General features: G+C 40.8%; 22 protein-coding genes. 14 read left to right on the forward strand and 8 right to left on the reverse strand.

Features of this window, described 5'->3' with window-relative positions; translation table 11 throughout:
- Positions 1–163 precede the first annotated feature (163 nt).
- Positions 164–1,399 (reverse strand): FIST signal transduction protein, encoded by a 1,236-nt coding sequence (locus tag V7K69_RS19920; protein ID WP_335037391.1) that lies wholly within the window; start codon positions 1,397–1,399, stop codon positions 164–166.
- 372 nt (positions 1,400–1,771) lie between these two features.
- Here V7K69_RS19920 and V7K69_RS19925 point away from each other — a divergent pair, with 372 nt between their 5' ends.
- From V7K69_RS19925 to V7K69_RS19975, 11 genes are all read left to right on the forward strand, one after another.
- Positions 1,772–2,017 carry a Calvin cycle protein CP12 gene (locus V7K69_RS19925; protein ID WP_012407493.1) on the forward strand — a complete coding sequence of 82 codons (246 nt, stop codon included), beginning with the start codon at positions 1,772–1,774 and terminating at the stop codon, positions 2,015–2,017.
- Between the two features lie 673 nt (positions 2,018–2,690).
- A complete protein-coding gene (locus tag V7K69_RS19930) occupies positions 2,691–3,287 on the forward strand; it encodes a DUF3177 family protein (RefSeq protein ID WP_163929476.1) in 597 nt (198 codons plus the stop codon).
- Between the two features lie 34 nt (positions 3,288–3,321).
- Positions 3,322–3,618: a DUF7734 family protein gene (locus tag V7K69_RS19935; RefSeq protein ID WP_335037396.1), complete on the forward strand. Its 297-nt coding sequence runs from the start codon at positions 3,322–3,324 to the stop codon at positions 3,616–3,618.
- 77 nt (positions 3,619–3,695) lie between these two features.
- On the forward strand, positions 3,696–3,920 hold the full coding sequence (locus V7K69_RS19940; protein ID WP_292867582.1) for a DUF433 domain-containing protein: 225 nt from the start codon (positions 3,696–3,698) through the stop codon (positions 3,918–3,920).
- 111 nt (positions 3,921–4,031) lie between these two features.
- Entirely contained in the window at positions 4,032–4,331 is a 300-nt protein-coding gene (locus tag V7K69_RS19945) for a DUF705 domain-containing protein (protein WP_335037398.1), read from the forward strand.
- A 101-nt stretch (positions 4,332–4,432) separates the two neighbouring features.
- The gene (locus tag V7K69_RS19950; protein WP_335037400.1) at positions 4,433–4,705 is read left to right on the forward strand and encodes a hypothetical protein; all 273 of its coding nucleotides are present in this window, start codon (positions 4,433–4,435) and stop codon (positions 4,703–4,705) included.
- Positions 4,702–5,079 carry a clan AA aspartic protease gene (locus tag V7K69_RS19955; protein ID WP_335037402.1) on the forward strand — a complete coding sequence of 126 codons (378 nt, stop codon included), beginning with the start codon at positions 4,702–4,704 and terminating at the stop codon, positions 5,077–5,079. Before V7K69_RS19950 ends, V7K69_RS19955 begins: the two co-directional genes overlap by 4 nt.
- 158 nt (positions 5,080–5,237) lie before the next feature.
- Entirely contained in the window at positions 5,238–6,350 is a 1,113-nt protein-coding gene (gene cbiD / locus V7K69_RS19960; protein WP_335037404.1) for a cobalt-precorrin-5B (C(1))-methyltransferase CbiD, read from the forward strand.
- 224 nt (positions 6,351–6,574) lie between these two features.
- The gene (gene guaA, locus V7K69_RS19965; RefSeq protein WP_335037406.1) at positions 6,575–8,197 is read left to right on the forward strand and encodes a glutamine-hydrolyzing GMP synthase; all 1,623 of its coding nucleotides are present in this window, start codon (positions 6,575–6,577) and stop codon (positions 8,195–8,197) included.
- A 581-nt stretch (positions 8,198–8,778) separates the two neighbouring features.
- On the forward strand, positions 8,779–9,183 hold the full coding sequence (locus V7K69_RS19970) for a response regulator (protein ID WP_190935945.1): 405 nt from the start codon (positions 8,779–8,781) through the stop codon (positions 9,181–9,183).
- A 481-nt stretch (positions 9,184–9,664) separates the two neighbouring features.
- Positions 9,665–10,495 (forward strand): class I SAM-dependent methyltransferase, encoded by an 831-nt coding sequence (locus V7K69_RS19975; protein ID WP_335037411.1) that lies wholly within the window; start codon positions 9,665–9,667, stop codon positions 10,493–10,495.
- A 200-nt stretch (positions 10,496–10,695) separates the two neighbouring features.
- Here the strand turns inward: V7K69_RS19975 and V7K69_RS19980 are convergent, their stop codons facing one another.
- Complete coding sequence (locus V7K69_RS19980; protein WP_335037413.1) at positions 10,696–11,601, reverse strand: cation diffusion facilitator family transporter; 906 nt, start codon at positions 11,599–11,601, stop codon at positions 10,696–10,698.
- Between the two features lie 641 nt (positions 11,602–12,242).
- Between V7K69_RS19980 and V7K69_RS19985 the strand changes: the two genes are divergently transcribed.
- Both V7K69_RS19985 and V7K69_RS19990 read left to right on the forward strand, forming a co-directional pair.
- A complete protein-coding gene (locus V7K69_RS19985) occupies positions 12,243–12,395 on the forward strand; it encodes a hypothetical protein (protein WP_335037415.1) in 153 nt (50 codons plus the stop codon).
- Positions 12,396–12,667: 272 nt separating this feature from the next.
- On the forward strand, positions 12,668–13,021 hold the full coding sequence (locus V7K69_RS19990; RefSeq protein WP_012407482.1) for a hypothetical protein: 354 nt from the start codon (positions 12,668–12,670) through the stop codon (positions 13,019–13,021).
- 492 nt (positions 13,022–13,513) lie between these two features.
- Here the strand turns inward: V7K69_RS19990 and V7K69_RS19995 are convergent, their stop codons facing one another.
- From V7K69_RS19995 to V7K69_RS20005, 3 genes are all read right to left on the reverse strand, one after another.
- Positions 13,514–13,750, reverse strand: coding sequence for a DUF4327 family protein (locus tag V7K69_RS19995; RefSeq protein ID WP_012407481.1), 237 nt, complete (start codon positions 13,748–13,750; stop codon positions 13,514–13,516).
- Positions 13,751–14,772: 1,022 nt separating this feature from the next.
- Positions 14,773–15,192 carry a 30S ribosome-binding factor RbfA gene (gene rbfA, locus V7K69_RS20000; protein ID WP_335037418.1) on the reverse strand — a complete coding sequence of 140 codons (420 nt, stop codon included), beginning with the start codon at positions 15,190–15,192 and terminating at the stop codon, positions 14,773–14,775.
- 123 nt (positions 15,193–15,315) lie between these two features.
- Entirely contained in the window at positions 15,316–15,522 is a 207-nt protein-coding gene (locus V7K69_RS20005; protein WP_335037420.1) for a DUF751 family protein, read from the reverse strand.
- Between the two features lie 165 nt (positions 15,523–15,687).
- On the opposite strand from V7K69_RS20005, the gene V7K69_RS20010 reads away from it, so the two are divergent.
- Positions 15,688–16,545: a DNA adenine methylase gene (locus V7K69_RS20010; protein WP_335037422.1), complete on the forward strand. Its 858-nt coding sequence runs from the start codon at positions 15,688–15,690 to the stop codon at positions 16,543–16,545.
- Here the strand turns inward: V7K69_RS20010 and V7K69_RS20015 are convergent.
- The 3 genes from V7K69_RS20015 to V7K69_RS20025 all read right to left on the reverse strand — a co-directional run bounded on the left by V7K69_RS20015 (position 16,517) and on the right by V7K69_RS20025 (position 19,701).
- Entirely contained in the window at positions 16,517–16,993 is a 477-nt protein-coding gene (locus V7K69_RS20015; RefSeq protein WP_335037424.1) for a PD-(D/E)XK nuclease superfamily protein, read from the reverse strand. The genes V7K69_RS20010 and V7K69_RS20015 overlap by 29 nt on opposite strands.
- A gap of 434 nt (positions 16,994–17,427) precedes the next feature.
- Positions 17,428–18,645 carry a HetZ-related protein gene (locus V7K69_RS20020; protein WP_163929463.1) on the reverse strand — a complete coding sequence of 406 codons (1,218 nt, stop codon included), beginning with the start codon at positions 18,643–18,645 and terminating at the stop codon, positions 17,428–17,430.
- Between the two features lie 396 nt (positions 18,646–19,041).
- Positions 19,042–19,701, reverse strand: a complete 660-nt coding sequence (locus V7K69_RS20025) for an L-threonylcarbamoyladenylate synthase (protein WP_335037428.1) — start codon at positions 19,699–19,701, stop codon at positions 19,042–19,044.
- Positions 19,702–19,793: the final 92 nt, after the last annotated feature.

Genomic DNA, 19,793 nt, shown 5'->3' on the forward strand with positions numbered 1-19,793 from the left:
AGAACTCCATTAGTTTTATCTTCTTACTAGCTGTTCCTAACCTTATTAGGGGGTAAGACCCCCTATTCGCCAACAGCATCCTTAAAGAAGTCGGGTATCTAGACACGGCAAATTTTTACGAATTAGATAAGATTGCTGTATAGTCAACAGTCTAATTCATAATTCATAACTGATTCTGGCGACAAATTCCAAATGCGGAAGTGTAAGCGTGTAAGAAGGTTCTGCCACCAACAGGGCCAATTTCACCACCACAGAAAAAGCCACCTACAGGAATATCGCTGAGGTAACGGCGAAATAGTTCAGAATCGAAATTGGGTTTACCATAGAGTCCTTCGCCTCGTCCCAGACAGGCAAACATTAAGGCAGCGACAGCAGAGGGTTCAGATTCTCGTTGGGTTTGATAACTTTGGAGGAGTAATTCTAGGTCTTCAGCAGAGGCTTGGGCATCGCGGAGGTGGAATTGCAGCCTTTGACCAGGACGGACGCGATCGCCAATTGCGATCGCTCCAGCTGTTGGATCGACCCCAAGAATACCACGAATTAAAAAGTCTCCCTGCTGCAAAGCCAGCTTAAACTCATCCATCGCCACACCAACAAACAAAGAGTGCTGTGCTAAAGTTCGTTCGTGTTCGCTAAGACTAGCAATCAAATCTCGCAACACCACTAGCGGCACTTGCTCATCTAACTCTAAGATGATGTTGCGATCGGCTTTTGTCACTTGCAACGGTTTGCCAATCGGTCGGCATCCTTGGGCTACAATCGTTTCCAAAACAATATTGCCAGTCAAAGCTATCCCAACAGTGCCCTCACGATACAGACTTTGACATTCTTCGCCGTCAGTCTCATTACAAAATAGGGCAACACGACCACCCATACCTCCACCACTAGCCTGTCCTCCCACGATCACCGATCCTGGATAAGCAAAATCCAACCCCTGCAACAAATCGTTGATTCCAGAGGCAAAGGAACTAGACAGCAAAATAAACTGGGGTGTTGGTGATGCTGGCACACCAATCAAATCAACCCAAGCATCTGGAGAACTATCTAAGTCAGGTAATTCTTCAGCAACAACATGAAAAACTTGAACCTTCACCCCTGGAAGATGTGCTAAAGTCAAGCTAATAGCTGGTTCTGCTTCGAGTTCTTGGGTTTCTCCGTTAACTGTCGTCCCAATCACACCTCCACCGCTACAGCCAATTAGCACTGGTACAGAAAGTTTCTCGGCTAACAAGGGTAATAATCGGGAATACTCACTCGCAAAAGCAGACGAAATGAATACCAGTCCTAGATCCGCAGGTGCTGTTAACGATGAAACAGCTCGTTCCACCACATCTGTAACGGCGGCTTCTAAAGAATGACGGGTTGATAGGGCATTTGCCCACTGCATTTGGTCTGCCATGAGTTTTGAGCTTCTTTCTCTTTTTGTGCTAGTAGATTTTGATTTATTTTTATTTTGGGAAAAATTGCATCCTACAAGAATTAGTGCCAGCCTTTTGTCTCCTCCATCCAAGACGCTGGGGTTGTCATTCCCGAATAGACGCATCTAAATATATTGTATGATTGTTTATCTATGGTACTAATCCCACAAAATCTTAAAACATAAAGATGAATGCCTTATAGATACGGCAGTTTACTATATTGGTTATAAATCAATAGGCTAAAGTACTAACTTATGAACTGAATAGTTAGAATGGTTAGTAATCAAGCTAAAATCTGCCATTTCTGAAGTTTTTCTATACTAGTATTAACAACACACAACGAGACTAAAGCAATGACCAACATCCAAGAAACAGCAACAAGCGACATCCAGGAGAAAATTCAAGAAGAAGTAGAACAAGCGCGTACTGTCTGTGACATTAACGGTAGCGGTTCACCAGAATGTGCTGCTGCTTGGGATGCAGTAGAAGAATTACAAGCTGAAGCTTCCCACAAACGCCAAAGCAAGCCAAAAAATTCTCTAGAACAGTATTGTGATGACAACCCAGATGCAATTGAATGCCGGGTTTATGACGACTAGAACTTTAAACAAGTGAATTTTCTGTTCGTTTGTCACCAAGCAACCAGGATTTACTTACTGAGATTCCGCACTTTTACGCTACTTCCGGTTAAAACCGTACTCTCCCTCTTTCATTATTTTCTCCAACGGGGAAAAATTGATGAAATATCTGGAGTTACGGATGTATGAAGGTTAAATTTTGAGAATTTTTATCTTAAAAGGAAACCTTTACACCCAAAAAAATTGGGCTTTTGTCCGTGAGTATCAAGTGTATAGCTGCTATGTGGGTTTTTAACAGCCTCCTTGACGCTACTACAGGTAAGCGCAAAATCTAACTTGAGGATCTTTGAGTTGCTTTTTTTTGCCAAATTGAGAGATTTAGGAAAGTAAATTAAACAACTTACCATTTAAAAATTTTTCCAAAAATCTTTACAAGGCACGAATTGGTTGTAGGGGCGTACATCTGTATGCCCCTACAAACGTGTTTATAGTAGAAACTGCGTGAAATGGTATAAGTTGGGTAGCCACTTGCTTGCATAAAGAAATTAGAGCGCAGTCTTGAGGCTAGATTTTGTGCTTTGATTAAACTGTTTGTAATATAGATAGACTACTAGCTAGCTAATAGCTTACAAGTTTGTCAGTTATGGATACTTGCTCTTAGTTTAAATTGTTTTATTTATTGTTTGAGAAAACTATGGACTATAACGTTTGGTTTCGCCCTTTCGTCTGGATTGATTACCGACTGGCAGTATTATTCTTGGTAATTATTCCGCTAATTCTTTTAATTTGGGCATTTGTGCAAAAAGCAGAAGCTATACAACGCTTGTTGACTATATACTGGAAAGTATCAAGCTTGGTGGCAATCACGATTTACTTAATGATTGCTCAGTATCCAGTTAGCTTTATCTCTGGATTGATGGCTCAGATTTTAATCCCAATTTCACTGTGGTTCTGGGTAGATATCAATGATGAAATTGAGTATCAAACCAGTGGAGTTTTAAAATTTATTTTTACCTCTTGGCGCTGGGCTACAACTGTTTATTGCATTTTGGGTACACTAGCGTTGATTCCATTTTTAGGTTGTGCTTTTTCTGCCAGTGTGATGAAGACTGCTTATTGTCGCGTCTGGTTTGAGATTCCGTTATTATTCAAAGAATATTTTCATGCTAATAGCAAAGCTGAGTTTTTAGGTTTTCTTGGTATAACTAGTTTAGTAATTTATGTGGTTTACTTAAGCTATTTTGTTCTGATTAAGCTGGGCAAGCAGGGACGTTCAGCTACACCACAATAACTGTCGCTACGTCACATCCCCCTAATGTAAAAAAATGAATTCCATTGGTAAGCGACTAGAACAATACACCGCTAAACGCCCCAAAGAAGTCTTGATTGTAATAGTGGAAATTGCCGATGAGGAAGATACAATTGCTATTTTCAAAGGCTTTTCCAGCTCTTTGATGCGCCCCACAGCATTTGATGCAGATGTACCAGTTTTGCCAGAAGGGGCAAACATTCTCAATATTGACAGGGTAGCCAGTCCTTATAATCCTGAAGCACCCCGTTATATTCAACAAGGAATTTCTTGGGAAACTATGGAAGCTTTATTATCAGAAGTGGGAGTCTAACTAAAATTTTGTCTTAAGTTAGTTGGTAGACTGACGAAAACAACGCTCATAGATTAAACAAATATCTTGACTAATTTATGAATTACCACGACATTATTACAATTGAACCTGGAAAACGCAGTGGTAAACCCTGTATCCGGGGAATGCGAATAACTGTTTATGATATTTTGGAGTATCTTGCTGGTGGAATGACTGAAGCAGAAATCCTAGAGGATTTTTCTGAGTTAACTTCCGAAGATATCAAAGCGTGTTTAGCTTTTGCTGCTGATCGTGAGAAGAAGTTATTTGTGGTATCTCTGTGAAACTGCTTCTATACGAAAATTTGTCTGATCGAATTATTTCACGGATTGTAGATTTGTATCCTGATTCAGTACACTTAAGTAGAATCAAGCTTTAGCACGGAAAACTCAACTGTGGTCATTTTTGTTGATGTCGATGACACTCTTGTTCGATCGGTTGGAACGAAACGAATTCCAATACCCAGTGTCATTGAAGTAGTTCGACAGTTAAAGGCGCAAGGAGCAGTACTGTACTGCTGGAGCAGTGGAGGCAGTGATTATGCTCGTGCTTCAGCAAAGGAGTTTGGACTAGAGGATTGCTTCGCTGATTATCTCCCAAAGCCAGAAGCAATGATTGACGATCAACCATTTCCGGCTTGGCGAAGCTTGCACCATGTGTATCCATTGCAGGCTAACAGTTTGCTCAGTGAGTAGGACTATAGACGACTGACTGTGATAGAGCGATCGCCCAGTTTGATAAGATTGTTGACAGCCTAAAATAAAAAAATTAGAGGCGTGAACACGAGGCTATTTCTATGACAGTTCGCCAACCCCGCTACGGCAAAGAAGAATTCGCTCGACGTGGCGATGAGATTTATGAATCTCAGGTGCGTTCACAGGTTGAAGCAGATAATCATGGCAAGATTGTGGCGATCGACATCGAAACCGGAGCTTTTGAAGTCGATGCAAGTGAAATCGCCGCCTGCGATCGCCTCGAAGCTCGTCACCCAGACGCTCAAATCTGGATTGTCCGCATTGGTTCTCGCCATGTTCGTCGATTCGGCGGACGTATGAAAAAAGCCGTATGATCACCGGAATCGTTAACGCGGATTTTGAACCGATTATTTCACTTTCAGTTTGTGGTTCCGATGGCAAAATTTACACACAAGATGCGATTGTAGACACAGGCTTTAACGGTTGGCTTTCATTGCCTCCAGATTTGATTGCTCAGTTGAATCTGAGATGGAAGAGGCGAGGACGAGCCATTCTTGGAGATGGGAGTGAATGCGTTTTCAATGTCTATGAAGCAGTTTTAGTTTGGGATGGAGATATTTTGATAATCCCGATCGATGAGGCTGATTCAGAACCACTCGTTGGGATGTCCCTAATGGAGGGTTATCAGCTAATGGTGCAAGTATTTGAAAACGGTCGCGTCGAACTCAGCAAAGTAAACACGGTCTAACAAGCCTGTTGCACGCTGACCGTATTGAGTCTCTTTGTTGAGTTCGGGAGGTGAGCGGGAATGCTACCCTGAAGGAAGTAAGCTACATTTGTGGTCTAAATTGCCATCAGAAACTGTCTTTATTTTTGAAGAATTATTTTGACTTTTAAATTTAAAAAATGTCCCGTTCTGGATACACACTTCCCGTCTTCGCCTGTGCTGCTGCTATTGCAGCTTTACAATGGCTACGCGATCGCAAACCCCTAAGCATAGCCTCAGTAGACTTGATTGAACCGGCTCAAATCGCCGAAATCCCCATTGAACAGGTAGCAGGATTATCTGAAAATACAGCTTTAGCAATTACTCGTAGCGATCCCGGTGATAATCTCGATTTGACTAAAGATACACCGATTTGGGCATTGGTGGAATGGCGAGAACAGGGGGAGACTGTAATTATTAAAGGTGGGGAAGGGATTGGCAGACAGATGAATGCCGATGACAAACCTGCTATTTATGCTTATGCTCAAAGGGTTTTAAAAGAAAACTTGCAACGAATCCTAGCACCAGAGGAAAAAATCACGGTGACGATTATTCTACCCGAAGGGCGATCGCTAGCTGTGAGAACTTCCAATTCTGCTTTTGGTGTGGTGGAAGGACTTTCGCTTTTAGGCACAACCGGCATTTCTCAACCTTTGAGTACACCAGATCAGCTTGCAGTTTTTCGGGCGGAATTACAAAATAAAGCTAGTCGTTTTGAAACTTTAGTATTCTGTATCGGCGAGAATGGCCTAGATTTAGCGCGTAAACTAGGGATTAATCCCGAACAATTGGTCAAAACTGCTAACTGGCTCGGCCCAATGTTAGTAGAAGCTGATGTGCTAGGCGTGGAAGAAATTTTATTATTTGGCTATCACGGTAAGCTGATGAAGCTGGCGGGGGGGATTTTTCACACCCATCACTACTTGGCTGATGGACGGCGAGAAATTTTGGCCGCGCACTGTGCGATCGCAGGTTTAAAATCACCAGATATCCAAGCTGTGTTTAACAGTACTACCGCCGAAGCAGCACTAATATATCTAAAATCGCTAGATGCTGCAACCGGCAGTGATTGGGTAAATCAAGTTTACAGTGCGATCGCAGAAACTATCGATGTTCGTTCCCAAGAATACATTCAAAGCCATAGCGAAAGGGGCACAGAGGTTACAGTCTGTGGCTCGATTCTCTTTGCTCGCGATCGCAAAATTATCGTGAAGAGTAAAACTGCTGGTTTGTTGATGGGAAAATTATGTTAATTTATTATGAATAATCGTAAACAATCCAAATAAATAATCTTTTAAGTAACCACTCTAGGGTAAGTTTATCGTTTTCACACCATCTCTAGCTCCGGGACTAGACCAACGCACATAACCTCGCGTTTGTCTAGGGCTTCTATACCATTATCAGCCTAAGCAGACTGAATAATAGCATCACCATAGACCATAAAGCATCTATCCTTAACAGACATAACACTTCCATCATGAATACAGTGGTGACTCTACCGACAGAACAAGCGCCCCAAACATTGGAAAATGTTGGGCGGCTTGATCGCCAATTGATTATAATTCTGGACTTCGGCTCTCAATATTCTGAGTTGATTGCCCGTCGCATCCGCGAGACTCAAGTATACTCTGAAGTTTTATCCTATCGCACTACTTCTGAACAATTGCGCCAACTTAATCCCAAGGGAATCATCCTCTCTGGTGGGCCGAGTTCGGTTTATGGTGACAACGCTCCCCATTGTGACCCAGAAATCTGGAATTTGGGAATACCCGTCTTGGGTGTTTGCTATGGGATGCAGCTAATGGTAAACCAACTTGGTGGTGAAGTTGCAAAGGCTGACCGAGGTGAGTACGGCAAAGCATCATTATATATTGACGATCCCACAGATTTACTTACTAATGTTGAAGATGGCACTACCATGTGGATGAGTCACGGAGACTCAGTTACCCAAATGCCATCAGGGTTTGAATTGCTGGCACATACAGAAAATACCCCCTGTGCTGCCATTGCCGACCACGAAAGGAAACTTTACGGGGTTCAATTCCATCCAGAGGTAGTACATTCTCTTGGTGGTATAGCATTAATTCGTAATTTTGTCTACCATATCTGCGATTGCGAACCTAGTTGGACAACTGCGGCTTTTGTTGAAGAGGCAATTCGGGAAATTCGCACCAGAGTTGGCGAGAAGCGGGTACTCTTGGCGCTATCTGGGGGAGTTGATTCTTCTACCCTGGCATTCTTGCTGTATAAAGCGATTGGCGAGCAACTAACTTGTGTGTTTATCGATCAAGGCTTTATGCGAAAGTATGAGCCAGAGCGATTGGTAAAGCTGTTCCAAGAGCAGTTTCACATTCCTGTAGAGTATGTGAATGCGCGCGATCGCTTTTTAGCTAAGGTTGCTGGTGTTACAGATCCTGAAGAAAAACGCCGCCGCATCGGACACGAATTCATCAATGTATTTGAGGAAACATCCAAACGCCTTGGTCATTTTGACTATTTAGCTCAAGGGACTCTTTATCCAGATGTCATCGAATCTGCTGACACCAACGTTGATCCCCAAACTGGTGAACGGGTAGCGGTAAAAATTAAGAGTCATCACAATGTTGGCGGTTTGCCTAAAGATTTGAGATTTAAATTAGTGGAACCACTGCGGAAACTATTTAAAGATGAAGTCCGCAAAGTTGGGCGTTCCATTGGTTTACCAGAAGAAATTGTCCAACGACAACCTTTTCCTGGGCCTGGTTTGGCAATTCGCATTTTGGGAGAAGTTACATCTGAGCGGTTAAATATTTTGCGCGATGCCGATTTGATTGTACGGCAAGAAATTAACCAACGCGGTATGTATCATGATTTCTGGCAAGCATTTGCTGTATTGCTGCCAATTCGTAGTGTTGGCGTTATGGGTGATCAACGTACTTACGCTTACCCCATCGTCTTGCGAATTGTTACCAGTGAAGATGGCATGACTGCTGATTGGGCCAGAGTCCCTTACGATGTCCTGGAAGTGATTTCCACGCGGATTGTGAATGAAGTAAAAGGCGTGAATCGGGTGGTTTATGACATCACCTCTAAGCCACCTGGAACCATTGAATGGGAGTAATTAAGTTTTGAGTTGAGTTAACTAAAAGCTCATCACTCTTTCCAATTATTCAGGTTATTTACAGTAATTTAGATTTACATATTTTAAATGGCAATGCCGAGCTGACTCGTTTTGAGTTTTGGCATTGTCTATTTTTTTGACTATAGCTTTGGTAAGCTACTCTACATTTAAATTAAATAGTTATGGCGATCAAGATGCCCGCCCTACAAGAGCTTGATTTAATTTATACACTTTAGATGTTAAAAATGTCATAGTTGCTAAATTGAAAATCCCCAGCAAAATTGTAAGTTTTTCGTAATAAAATAGGCAGCGATTATCAAAATAAATTTGTAAAACCAATTATTTGTGAAAGTGAATTTCTAAATATAAATGAATTTAAACACAAATATAATTTTATCCAGTCAAGAATTATAAATTCCAGCGAATAATTAACCATCAACTTAGATGGTGGTTAGACAAATTGAATTATTGTCTAGGAAAATAGGCGCGATCGCAGTAAAATTACGAAGGTGTGGTAAAAGACAAAAAACCAGCAGCTCATTAGAAATAACTTTCATTTGATAAACATTTATGGAGATGTTATGGAACCTCCTCTCCCCCTTGCTGGCTTAAACATCCTTGTCGTTGATGATGATGACGATAGCCGCTTTTATATTACTACCGTTTTAGAAGCTGATGGAGCCACCGTCATGGCAGTTCCATCGGCGGCGGTAGCATTGAAAGTACTACCTGAGTTGCAGCCAGATGTCTTAATTTGTGATATTGCTATGCCTGGTGAAGATGGCTACACCCTTATTCGCAAGATCCGGGCGCTGAAGCCTGATATTTGGGAAAAACTCCCTGCGATCGCTTTAACTGCTTATGGTGATAGCGAGTATCGTAGCCGTGCGCTGGAAGCAGGCTTTCAGACTCATGTGCCTAAACCAGTCGATCCCGGAGAACTAGTTGCGATCGTCGCTGATTTGGTTGCTTCTTATAAGAATTAAGGCAAATTTCGTAGAGAGCGTGATTTTGAATTTTGAATTTTGAATTGTTAACTTTCCGCTCTCTCATTTTTTGAATCTGCTCGATTTGAAGCGATATTATGTTTGACAAAGATTCTAAACTCTACAAATGAGTTTTATTTTCCTTTGTTTATGAGCGATCGCTACTTGAATAAAATCAAAAGTGCGATTACAGCCTCGAACAAGACTGAAACACAAATTTTGTTGTCAGTAAAATTTTCGCCTTTAGTCAGAATTAGAATATTTTTGAGCGCAAATTTGCATGACATTAATCAAATAAACATTACCACTTTAATAATTTCAATAATACTTATTCCATAAACACTCTAAGTCAAAGGCTTCAGCATTATCTCCTGTCTGAAAGCTCACTGTTCCTTACTAGTATAAGAGTATCTATTGCTATTGCTACTGATGTGATGTATAAACTAAATGTAGTCGGTATTGTCATTTGACAGTTGAACCCATGAGTCAAGAAACTTTTACAGATCCCTCTGCAAACTACAAATTTATTGAAGATAATTTTGCTGTACCAGATGAAGACTTTTCCCTAGAATACTTTGAGGCACAAGTCACAAAATCCGGTATGTACTGGAGTCGCTTTGGCGGTCGTCCAGACTTCTCCAGTAAAGTTGTCCTTGAGATCGGCTGTGGACATGGTGCACTGTGCATTGATGCAGCCATTTCTGGAGCGCGGCGGGTAATCGGTCTTGACCTCATAAGTAGCCGGATCGAATTTGCGCGCAATATCGTCGCAGAACGCTACCCAGAGATTGCCGACAGAATAGAGTTTCATCACTTGGATATTGACAACCTGACGACGCTTGACGACCAGGTTGATATCGTAATTTCCAAAGATACTTTTGAACACATCATGGGCATAGAGCGAGTTCTTCTTTCAATAAAACGAGTTCTACGGCAAGGGGGCTTACTGATAACTGGTTTTAGCCCACTTTATTACAGTCCTTTTGGCGATCATGGATATCACGCAATCGGAAAGCGCATCAGGCTACCGTGGGCGCATCTCATTATTGGCGATGAGCGTGTTGTTGCAGCTTATAATAAGTGCCATCCCGGAATAGAGTGCCATTCGATCTATGACCTTGGACTCAATAAACTCAAGCGCCGCGACTTCCTGAAAGCCTTTGATCAAAGCGGATTTGTGATTGTTAGAGAGACTACAAATGCTCTTGAAGGAGCTTCCAAATTGATGCCGTTGTTTCGCTTTCTGAGTAAAATTCCTGGACTCGAAGACTATACAACAGTCAATATGTACGTTATAGCCAGTAAGACCTAGTAACTCATCTCTATGTGTGTACACACTAGTCCTAAAATCATTGTTTGGTAAGATACAAGTCTTAGTAGCCAAGGTTTTGAGTTGATTATCAATAGTGTCAGTTGATTGATAATCAACTTAATGGAAAATCAACTATTTTAAAAATAATTTTTCGTTCTTTTCTCTCTATTTGATTCCTAACTCCACTTGTGTGAACACAACTATTTCAATCCAGTTTCAAAGCTAATTTGCTCAGACTTATATGCTGGTGGCTCAACGTGAATTAAAATCCTCACTGGACGGAACCTTTCTTCTAATCGGCTTTCTACTTCTTCGGTAATATCGTGGGCGGTTTTTACGTCTGGTGCATCTACGATTAAATGCATTTCAATAAATACCTGACGACCAAGAACACCGCGAGAAGCAATATCATGACAGTTAATTACCCCTGGAACAGAAGTAGCGATCGCATGAATTGCTTCTGGTGTGATCGCCATTTGATCCACAAGCCAAGGCAAATTCTCTTTTAAAACTGACCAGCCACTCCAAAATACCAACAAGGCTACAGGAAAAGCTAACACCAGATCCATCCATTGATAACCTAGCCAAACTCCGATCAAGCCGCCAATTACAGAGATTGTCACCCAAATATCGCTCATGGTATGTGTAGCGTCAGCTATGAGAATTGAGCTACCTACCCGCTTACCAACAGCGCGTTCGTAAAACGCCACAAAAATATTCACACCTAGCACAATTAGCAATAACCACAACTCTGGTGGTGATATTCTCACAGGTTCACCACCACCTTTGAGAATTCGTTCGATTGCTCCTTGCAGAATTTCAAAACAGGCTATTCCTAAAAATGAGGCAATTCCTAAAGCTCCCACAGCTTCAAATTTATGGTGTCCGTAAGGATGCTCACGATCGGGTTGTGGAGAAGAAAATTTACTTGCAACTAATCCTAAAACGTTGTTGGCGCTATCTGTCACACTATGCAACGCATCAGCTAGCAAGCTCAACGAACCTGTCCAGTAACCCACAAGTGCTTTCAATACCAGTACAAACAGGTTGAGCAGTAGGGTAATAATTAAAACCTTTCGCACTTCGGCGCGGTTATCGTAAACCATAGATAATTTATCACATCAAGTTCTATGACTTCTAATGTAGAACTCAAAACATAAATAAACACAAATAAAATGTATCAAAGTCTTACGCAGTAAGAATTAAGTCTCTCTATAGGCTCTATCTTTTTTACCATTCTATTGAGATTATTTATAGCTAACAGCAGCTACAAGCTTTATAGCTATTAGTAATGCCTTTATAAATAACAGCATATTTTTAGCATTAATTCCAGAAATATTTTAATTAATTTTGTTATTTCTACATCTAGTTACTCCAAACAAAATTGTATCCAGAGATATTATGACGACCATCAGTGGTGTGTACTTACTTAGGATGATTGACGAGTAAATGAGTTATATTTGCTACCTTAAAAAGATAAAGAAGCCTGTGCTTCATTCAAAAAATGATCGAAATTTGAGCAACAAAATCGAAAAATATTTACAGGTTTTGGAATAATTAGTAAACCTAGAGGTAAGTTTTCGCGTTCCCCTCGCTAAAAATAAATTAACAAGCCAGTTTGAGTAAGAACTTGAGCCATATATATAATTCCAAAGGTCAATTTTCCTCAGACGATGGATGATTTTGCTCGGCTGATTGCGGTTAACATCAAGGGTGTCTTTCAATACGGTTCGGTTAAGGTTTTTTGATGAAAATTCTAGATCGCAAAGACGCGATAAATCGCCGTCAAGACAAAGGACTAATTATTGTAGAGACGGCGATTCATCGCGTCTCTTGTCTTAACCGAACGGTATTGGGGTGTCTTTATGGCAACTCAGGAGGCTCTCTGCAACATGGATAAGAGTGGACGGATTGATTATGATTAACCAGCGTCAACAGTAACATAATGCCTTTTGCTGGCAACGGTGAACAATATTCAACCCGGCCCGATAGACACTGACATAAATCGTTGAATGTTGACTGTTGACGGTTAACAGTCATCAGTCATCAGGTAAATGTAAAAATTAAATGCTTAACAGCTTATCAGCGCCTGGGGGTGCATCCTCAAAAAATTGGGCTTTGTCTCTTCTTCCGGTAAGATTAGTACTTATCAATAAGCTTTAATAAAAACTTATGTCTTCAATTCCTCTAACATTGAACCTAATTGAAGGTTCTGTCTCCTTCAGTTTTTCACCCCAAGCAGCACGAGAATTAAAGACAGCGACAGATCAACTGATGGAGCGTCTGAAAGCTGTTGCCGCTAAACCCACTCCTGGCGGAGGTAAAGTCACTCCCCAGCCTCCAATGGAATATCGTTATACAGGTGAAGTATTTTTAGAAATTTTCTGTAATCCTAATATCTGGCCAACGCCTTTCGCAGCCAAAGTTTTGCTGACTGTCCGCAACGTCAACATCCGCTTGACTACTGAAGCTGAACTTACCCGTATTATTGAAGACATTAATCAATATTTAGAGCAGGTCGGATAATCGTTGATATAATTTTTCTCTGCTTTTAGAGATTTTTTAACAAATAATCCTATACAAATTTGGAATTTTGCGAAAACTGAGCCAGTTTCTTACGGAGGTTTCCTCTATTGTCGGTTAGCCCGACCGAGCAAACTTTTCAAAACGGATTCTACTTTTGAACCGCAAGGAAGCGATTTTGTCAATTGCGAGTCAGAAGTGAAGTTCCTACACTTCTATTGGATCAATGTAAGAACTTCACTGAATTTACATACTAAACTCAAGCTGTAGCACCAGATATACATAAAAACCGATTCTGATGCTTTCTTTAACTTGAAAACTTATATAAATTAAGACTCCAATGCTTCTGTGTTAATGAAAAACGCAAGATTCTGTATGGGTGAATGCTCATTAAAACCAGAGATTATCCCCCAGATTGGGCGTAGGATCGTTGACTGTGACATCCACATATCGAAAATTAACCCCCAACCCCAAACCCGAAATCAAACATTGATTTTAGTCGTTGTCCCACTGTTCACGGCCAATTAGGTCGCCAATGCGATCGCGCAACAAAAAGTCACATTTCTCTAATTCACATTCAACGCAAACCCACTCTCTCGCTGGAATGTATTGGCAAAGGGTATATATTGGCTGTTGTCGGCTAATCATTCCCTTTTGCACCAGTCGACGTGCTTCGTCTTGGATCAAATCGAGAGAGTAGTAATTGATAGAAGGCACCGTATTCACACTCATGGTTTTTACTCACAAATTAACACTTACGATAGTGTTCCCGTTAATAATTAGGAACAAACATTACAGAAATTAGACTTGTGGCTAGTATTTTGTAGTTTGCTATACGGAACTATTTTTATTTTGACGCTAGATATCCTGAAATTATCTCAAGAAATGTTAAGAAAGTCAACAAATCCTGACATTTATCAAAAATCTGCTTTACAAAAAAAATTCCGAGTAGTTAACTTAACCTGCTATGGGCTGTGTGTTTTTTATGCAACAAGTCTGAAAGTCTTGCCATTACTGTATTTAGGCAAAATTTCCTGGGTGGTAAGAATTCATATTGCGTAGGCGTAGCCCGCCGTAGACATCACTTACATATCAAATAATCACCCTAAAGCCGGATTTAGAACTGCTGGTATTTATCTAAGGGTAAACAACACAAGAATATTTGTCAGGTAGTAGGGTATAAACTGCTGCAAAACATAACAGCTAAAGTACACTACGAAGACTTTTACCCTATCATCTATTAACAATTTTTTAAGTAAAATTGCAATTGTTTAGTTACTTTAAGCACTAATATTACACAGGTTTCTTTTGATAAACATCTGTAGAAGGGTGGAGTCAAGGCAGGAGGAACAAATTAGTTCGGGATTCAACCTCTAAGATTTGAAGCCATTATTGCGTTAGCTTCCCACAGGGTACAGCCAAAACCATAATTTTCAGTAGCAGCAATTCATTCATTCAGACGCATACTCCCAGGTCGAAACAAGCTACGCAAAGCATCTCTAAAGAAGCGGCTACTCTACAAATTCTCCAACGGAGTACCCGCAGAGTATTGCCCCTAATGGGTGTAGTTTTGCGTAAGTCCTAGTAGAGTAAAAACGAAAGCCAAGCAAAACATAAAGCGTATAGATGCAACTACCGATCGCTGAAGTTGGTTATGGTTACATTAAAACAGACGCGATCTAGTCACGTCTGTAAACTGTTTGGCGGATTTGCTGAGATCAATTGTTCTGAAGTTACATTGTTATTTAAGTTACTTATTCACTAAATGATTCATCATCTTCATCTGTGCTGTCTTCTACTGTTAACAGGTTTTCTGGCGGACGATCGTGATTGAGTTGGCTTAGTAGTGCCAGTACCTTGTTACCGCGTTCTATGGAGCGATCTTCGAGAAAGATGACTTCTGGTGTACGACGTAGCCGTACCCGCGCCCCAAGTTCACTGCGGACGTAACCTGTGGCTGACTTTAAGCCTGCCATTGTTTCTACCTTAGCTTCATCTGTACCATAGATACTGACGTAGATTTTGGCGTGTTGGAGATCGCCAGAAACATCAACATCAGTCACACTTACCATTCCTGTACCCACACGGTCATCCTTAATGCCGTTGAGCAGCATTTGGCTAACTTCCCGTTTGATCAATTCTGCAACGCGGGAAACCCGGCGATTTGTAGCCATAAAAATTTCGCCTCCTGACAGAGGTTGTACGACAAAAATAGATGCAATTTGGGTAGACAGTACTTAGCGAAAGCAACGCTAAGAGCAACCGTCTGTAGGGCATAGCCCCGATATAGCGCTAGTCTAGATTGCACTCAAGCCCAGCATTGCCCGTAGGGTGAAAGTAAGAAAGACTAGGCTGCTCACAAATAAACCTAAGAGGGCGATTAAGGTAACAGGGCGCTTCAACAGTGGCACGAATGGTGCAAAGGTGTTCAAAAACAGCCCTAAGACTATAGTAATTAAGTAGCGGGGGTAGCGAAAGACGTTATCCCAAAATCCGTCAAACATCTGAATCTAAACTGCCTTGTTATATACTTACGTTTGTTTTGATATGCTTTATCAACTCAATTGTAATCTATGCAGCCGGGAAATTAGCCAGCTAATATAAAATATGCCTCGTCGGTTATATTGGCTTTATTTAGTCACGATTATTTTCAGTTAAATCGCAAGTAAATGGTAATTCAAATCCCCAAGGAAACTAGCCCGCGTCCATTTTTGAAGTGGGCAGGGGGTAAAAGTAGGTTGATACAGCAATATATTCCTTATTTTCCCAAAAGTTATAAAAATTACTATGAACCATTTTTAGGTGGTGGTGCTGTTTTTTTCTATCTCCAACCAAAGACAGCAACTTTAACTGATATTAACGCCGAATTAATTAACACTTATTGTTGTGTTAAAGATCGTGTTGAGGAATTAATTTATTTATTAAAAGAGCATAAAACTCGACATAATAAAGATTATTATTATAGTGTCAGAAACGACTCTGATGGGACTGATCTAGAAAAAGCAGCTCGTCTAATTTATCTTAATAAGACTTGTTTTAATGGTCTTTATCGAGTCAACTCACAGGGAAAGTTCAATGTGCCTTTAGGCAGATATGAAAATCCTAATATTTGTTCTGAGGCTTTACTGCAAGCTGCATCAGAAGCTCTTTCTCATACAGAAATTAAACAAGCAGATTTTACAGAAGTCCTAAATCATGCAACTAGCAGTGATGACTTTGTATTTTTTGACCCGCCCTATCATCCTATAAGTGATACTAGCTATTTCACCGCTTATAGTCAAAATTGTTTTAGTAAGAAAGACCAAGAACTTTTAAGAGATACTTGTGCAGAGTTGGCAAGTCGTGGTGTTAAAGTTATGGTATGTAATTCTGATAGCGAATTTATTAGAAATATTTATACGGATATCAATTTTGAAGTTTACAAAATTAAAGCAGCTCGATCAATCAACTCCAATATAAAAAATAGAGGCATAATTGACGAACTATTAATTACATCTTTTAAAGATTTTTATTTGCCCAAGCAATAAATCTGTCTAAGCTATAAACTGCTAATAAATTATGGTTATCATTAACTCTTGCTTTTAGCCATTTGCTGGCACCTTCTCGCATACCTTCACCGCCTAAAATGACTATAGTTGGTGCAGGGTAATAGTGCTGGATGTTCATGTTCAAGTAAGGAAACTTTTCATCGACAGAACCGGGGCTTTCTTGCCATTTGCACTCGAAAATTAAACCAGATGGCATTGCAGGTGAGCCAACAACATAAAAATCAACCTTTAAATCGGTATGATAAATCCCAGTTCCAATATAAACTTCTTTGCCATAGCGCTTTGGTAATAAAGCAGCATTTAGTATAAATTCTTTTGGGACATAGTTCCCTACTTGGAAATAATTATGTCCATTTAAGATTGCTTCAATATTTCCTTCTAAAATATTCCCAGACTTATTTGCCCGTCCGCCTTGAGTCAGAGCCATCCTAAATCCCTCTGCCAAAAGTCCTACTAATTATAGGATTTCACAGAAGCAGTAAAAAAGAGTCAGTTTCTTAATATGAATTTTTTATTCTGACGTAAACAAGGTTGGATTAATGGGTAAAAAATCGGAAATTATTGGTATTTTTGTACTAAATAAATACAAATGTATTAATAATTTGGATGAGGAACGAGTTAGTAATTCAGATAAATTCAAATAAGAGTTATTTGTGGAAGATTGTGGCGAATTGAAGGGTGAAATTTAAACGCATAGGCGCTTTGCCTTCCCGAAGGGTAGGGGCGCAGAGGGAAGCGCAGAGGCACGCAAAGAATTCACTACGAATTAATGAGATTTTGTACTTAGTGTATAAGCTAAATTCGCGCTCCTCGTCCCAGTTATAAGCTTCGATAATGTCTTTTAGTTATTTCCCCTTAGCTTCAACCTGTTTGTGCTTCAGTATGACCGTTGCGAATAGACCATGCTAGTTCTAACAGTTGAGTCCAGCGCTTTTGTAACTGTTTGGGGGTGCATTTGATGGTTTTAGCGATCGCTTGATCGGTTTGTCTTGCAGTTTTTAACTGTAATATTTGCTGTTGTTGTTCTGTGAGTTGATTCACAAAGATTTCCCACTGTTGGGAAGATAAACCCAATTTTTGCTCTAAACCCGCGCCTAACCATTGATGTACCAATTGCCAATGGTGTTGCTTGGCAAACTTTTCTACGTGATATTTAAAGCGTTGTTGGAGATAATCGCGCTGACGGCTGGTTAAACCGAGAATTTGGTCAATTTCTGGGGCTGAGAGGTCTTGAAGCTTCAAGCTGAGGTAGTTCATACAGTCAGATTGACCTTGAGACTCCAGATATTTCATCAATTCAGTGATGACGCGATCGCGTTCTGACTCTTCAGATGGATCGAAATTAGTTTGGGCAATCATCTGCGATCGCAACTGTTGCACCGCCGAGTTACGTTGGTAAGATTCTGCTTCTTCACCCTTAGCAGACTCCACCGCCATTTCAATGTCCACGGTAGTTTCTTGCGGCTGACGACGAGCAAAACCTTGGGCCCGCAAGATAATTAATTGCTGATTTGCACCACCAGGTAAATTGATGCGACGTTTGGCGTACTGTTCTGTAAACGCCATATATTCAGCTAATTGCAGCTGAGTACGCGGTGTGTGATCGTCAGGTAGTTCGTTTTCTCTGCGGAAAGCTTTGATAGCTTCGATATAAAATGCTTGTAAAAAATCTTCAATTAGGCTGTAACGAGCATCAAAGCCCAATTCTGAGCCAGATAAAGTTACATGGCGGTAAACCATAGCACCCAAATTACTATGTAATTCCACCCGCCCTTGTTTGGAACCTAGTTGGTAGTAACGTAAGCACTTTTGCATCCGATGCCTTCCCAGCGTAATCTGCCAGGATTTGATTTGCCCAGATGTTTGGATACGTGAGCTTTTATCGCAAATGCGTTCTACTTCTACGGCTATGCGGTTTGCTAAAGCTTCTACGCACCTGGGTGCTGCTTTCACTTGTGCTTGCATTTCTTGACACAGCAATTCAATCAAGGTTTCGCTGCTGTCTGAAAATTCTTCGGTCGAAAGGTGGTTTTCAAAAATGGGTGTAGAGTTTGGTAGATTGATGACGTTAGCTTTCATGACTTTTCCAGGGAGTAGTATTGCACCGTAATTACAACGCAGACACAGCAATCAAAGCCGGCCAAGGCTTGTGAATCTTTGGGCATTTATCAATTAAGACTTGCCCCATATAATGCTCACATCTAAAGCTCATATATAAAACTGTAGGAAATACGAGAGAGTTACAGTTATGCCAATGTGTCGGTTTTTTCACAAGCCACCACATTGACGCGGGTACTCATGTACCCAGCATTTTCTCAAAGTTGCCAAATCCCTTGCTGTACTGACTGTTACCACCATCCTGTTATTGCATCTGTGCCCGTCATAGACATCACGTTTAAATATGACAATTTAAAAACTGGAGTTGCTTTTATCACAATTTCCGAAACGGAGAGGTGTGCCTGTGAAGTCTCATTCTTATACCCATGCTGCTGCTGCTTCCCAACCTAAACCCCTCCGTATAATTGCTGCTTCGTCTCCGGTCATATCTAAGATGGTAGATACTTCATAAGTAGGTTCTTCGCCAGTGTCTACAATTATGTCTACCAACTTGTCTAAACGGTCAAATAGCTCTACCCGCGACTGAACAGTTTCTGGATCTATCCGAATCATGCCATTATCTGCTTCATCTGGTGGCAGATGTGCTGAAGTTGAAATAATCGGATTGCCCAAAGCTGCCAGCAAATCCAAACACACAGTATGGTTTGGTACTCTAATTCCAGTACTTTTCCGCTTGGGGCTTTGCACCAATCGCGGTACTAATTTAGTTGCTGGGAGCAAAAACGTGTATGGCCCTGGAATCAGGCGTTTCATAATCCGATAGGCTGTGTCACTTACGAAGGCATAAGTTGCCACATTTGAAAGCGAGGGACATAAAAATGTCAGTGGTTTATCATTTGCTAGCTGTTTAATTTGCCGCACTCGTTCTACCGCCGACTTAGCATTCAAATCACAACCGATCGCATAAACTGTATCAGTAGGGTAAAGCATGACTGCGCCACTAGAAAGCGCCGACTTTATTTCCTCTATTCGGCGAACTTGAGGATTATCCGGATGAACTGAGAAAATTTTTGCCATAGAGGGATTGGGGACTAGGGACTGGGGATAGGGAAGAATGACAAATGACAAATGACAAATGACAAATGACTAATGACTAATGACTAATGACT

The organism is Nostoc sp. (genome assembly GCF_036917775.1).
Taxonomy (GTDB): domain Bacteria; phylum Cyanobacteriota; class Cyanobacteriia; order Cyanobacteriales; family Nostocaceae; genus Nostoc.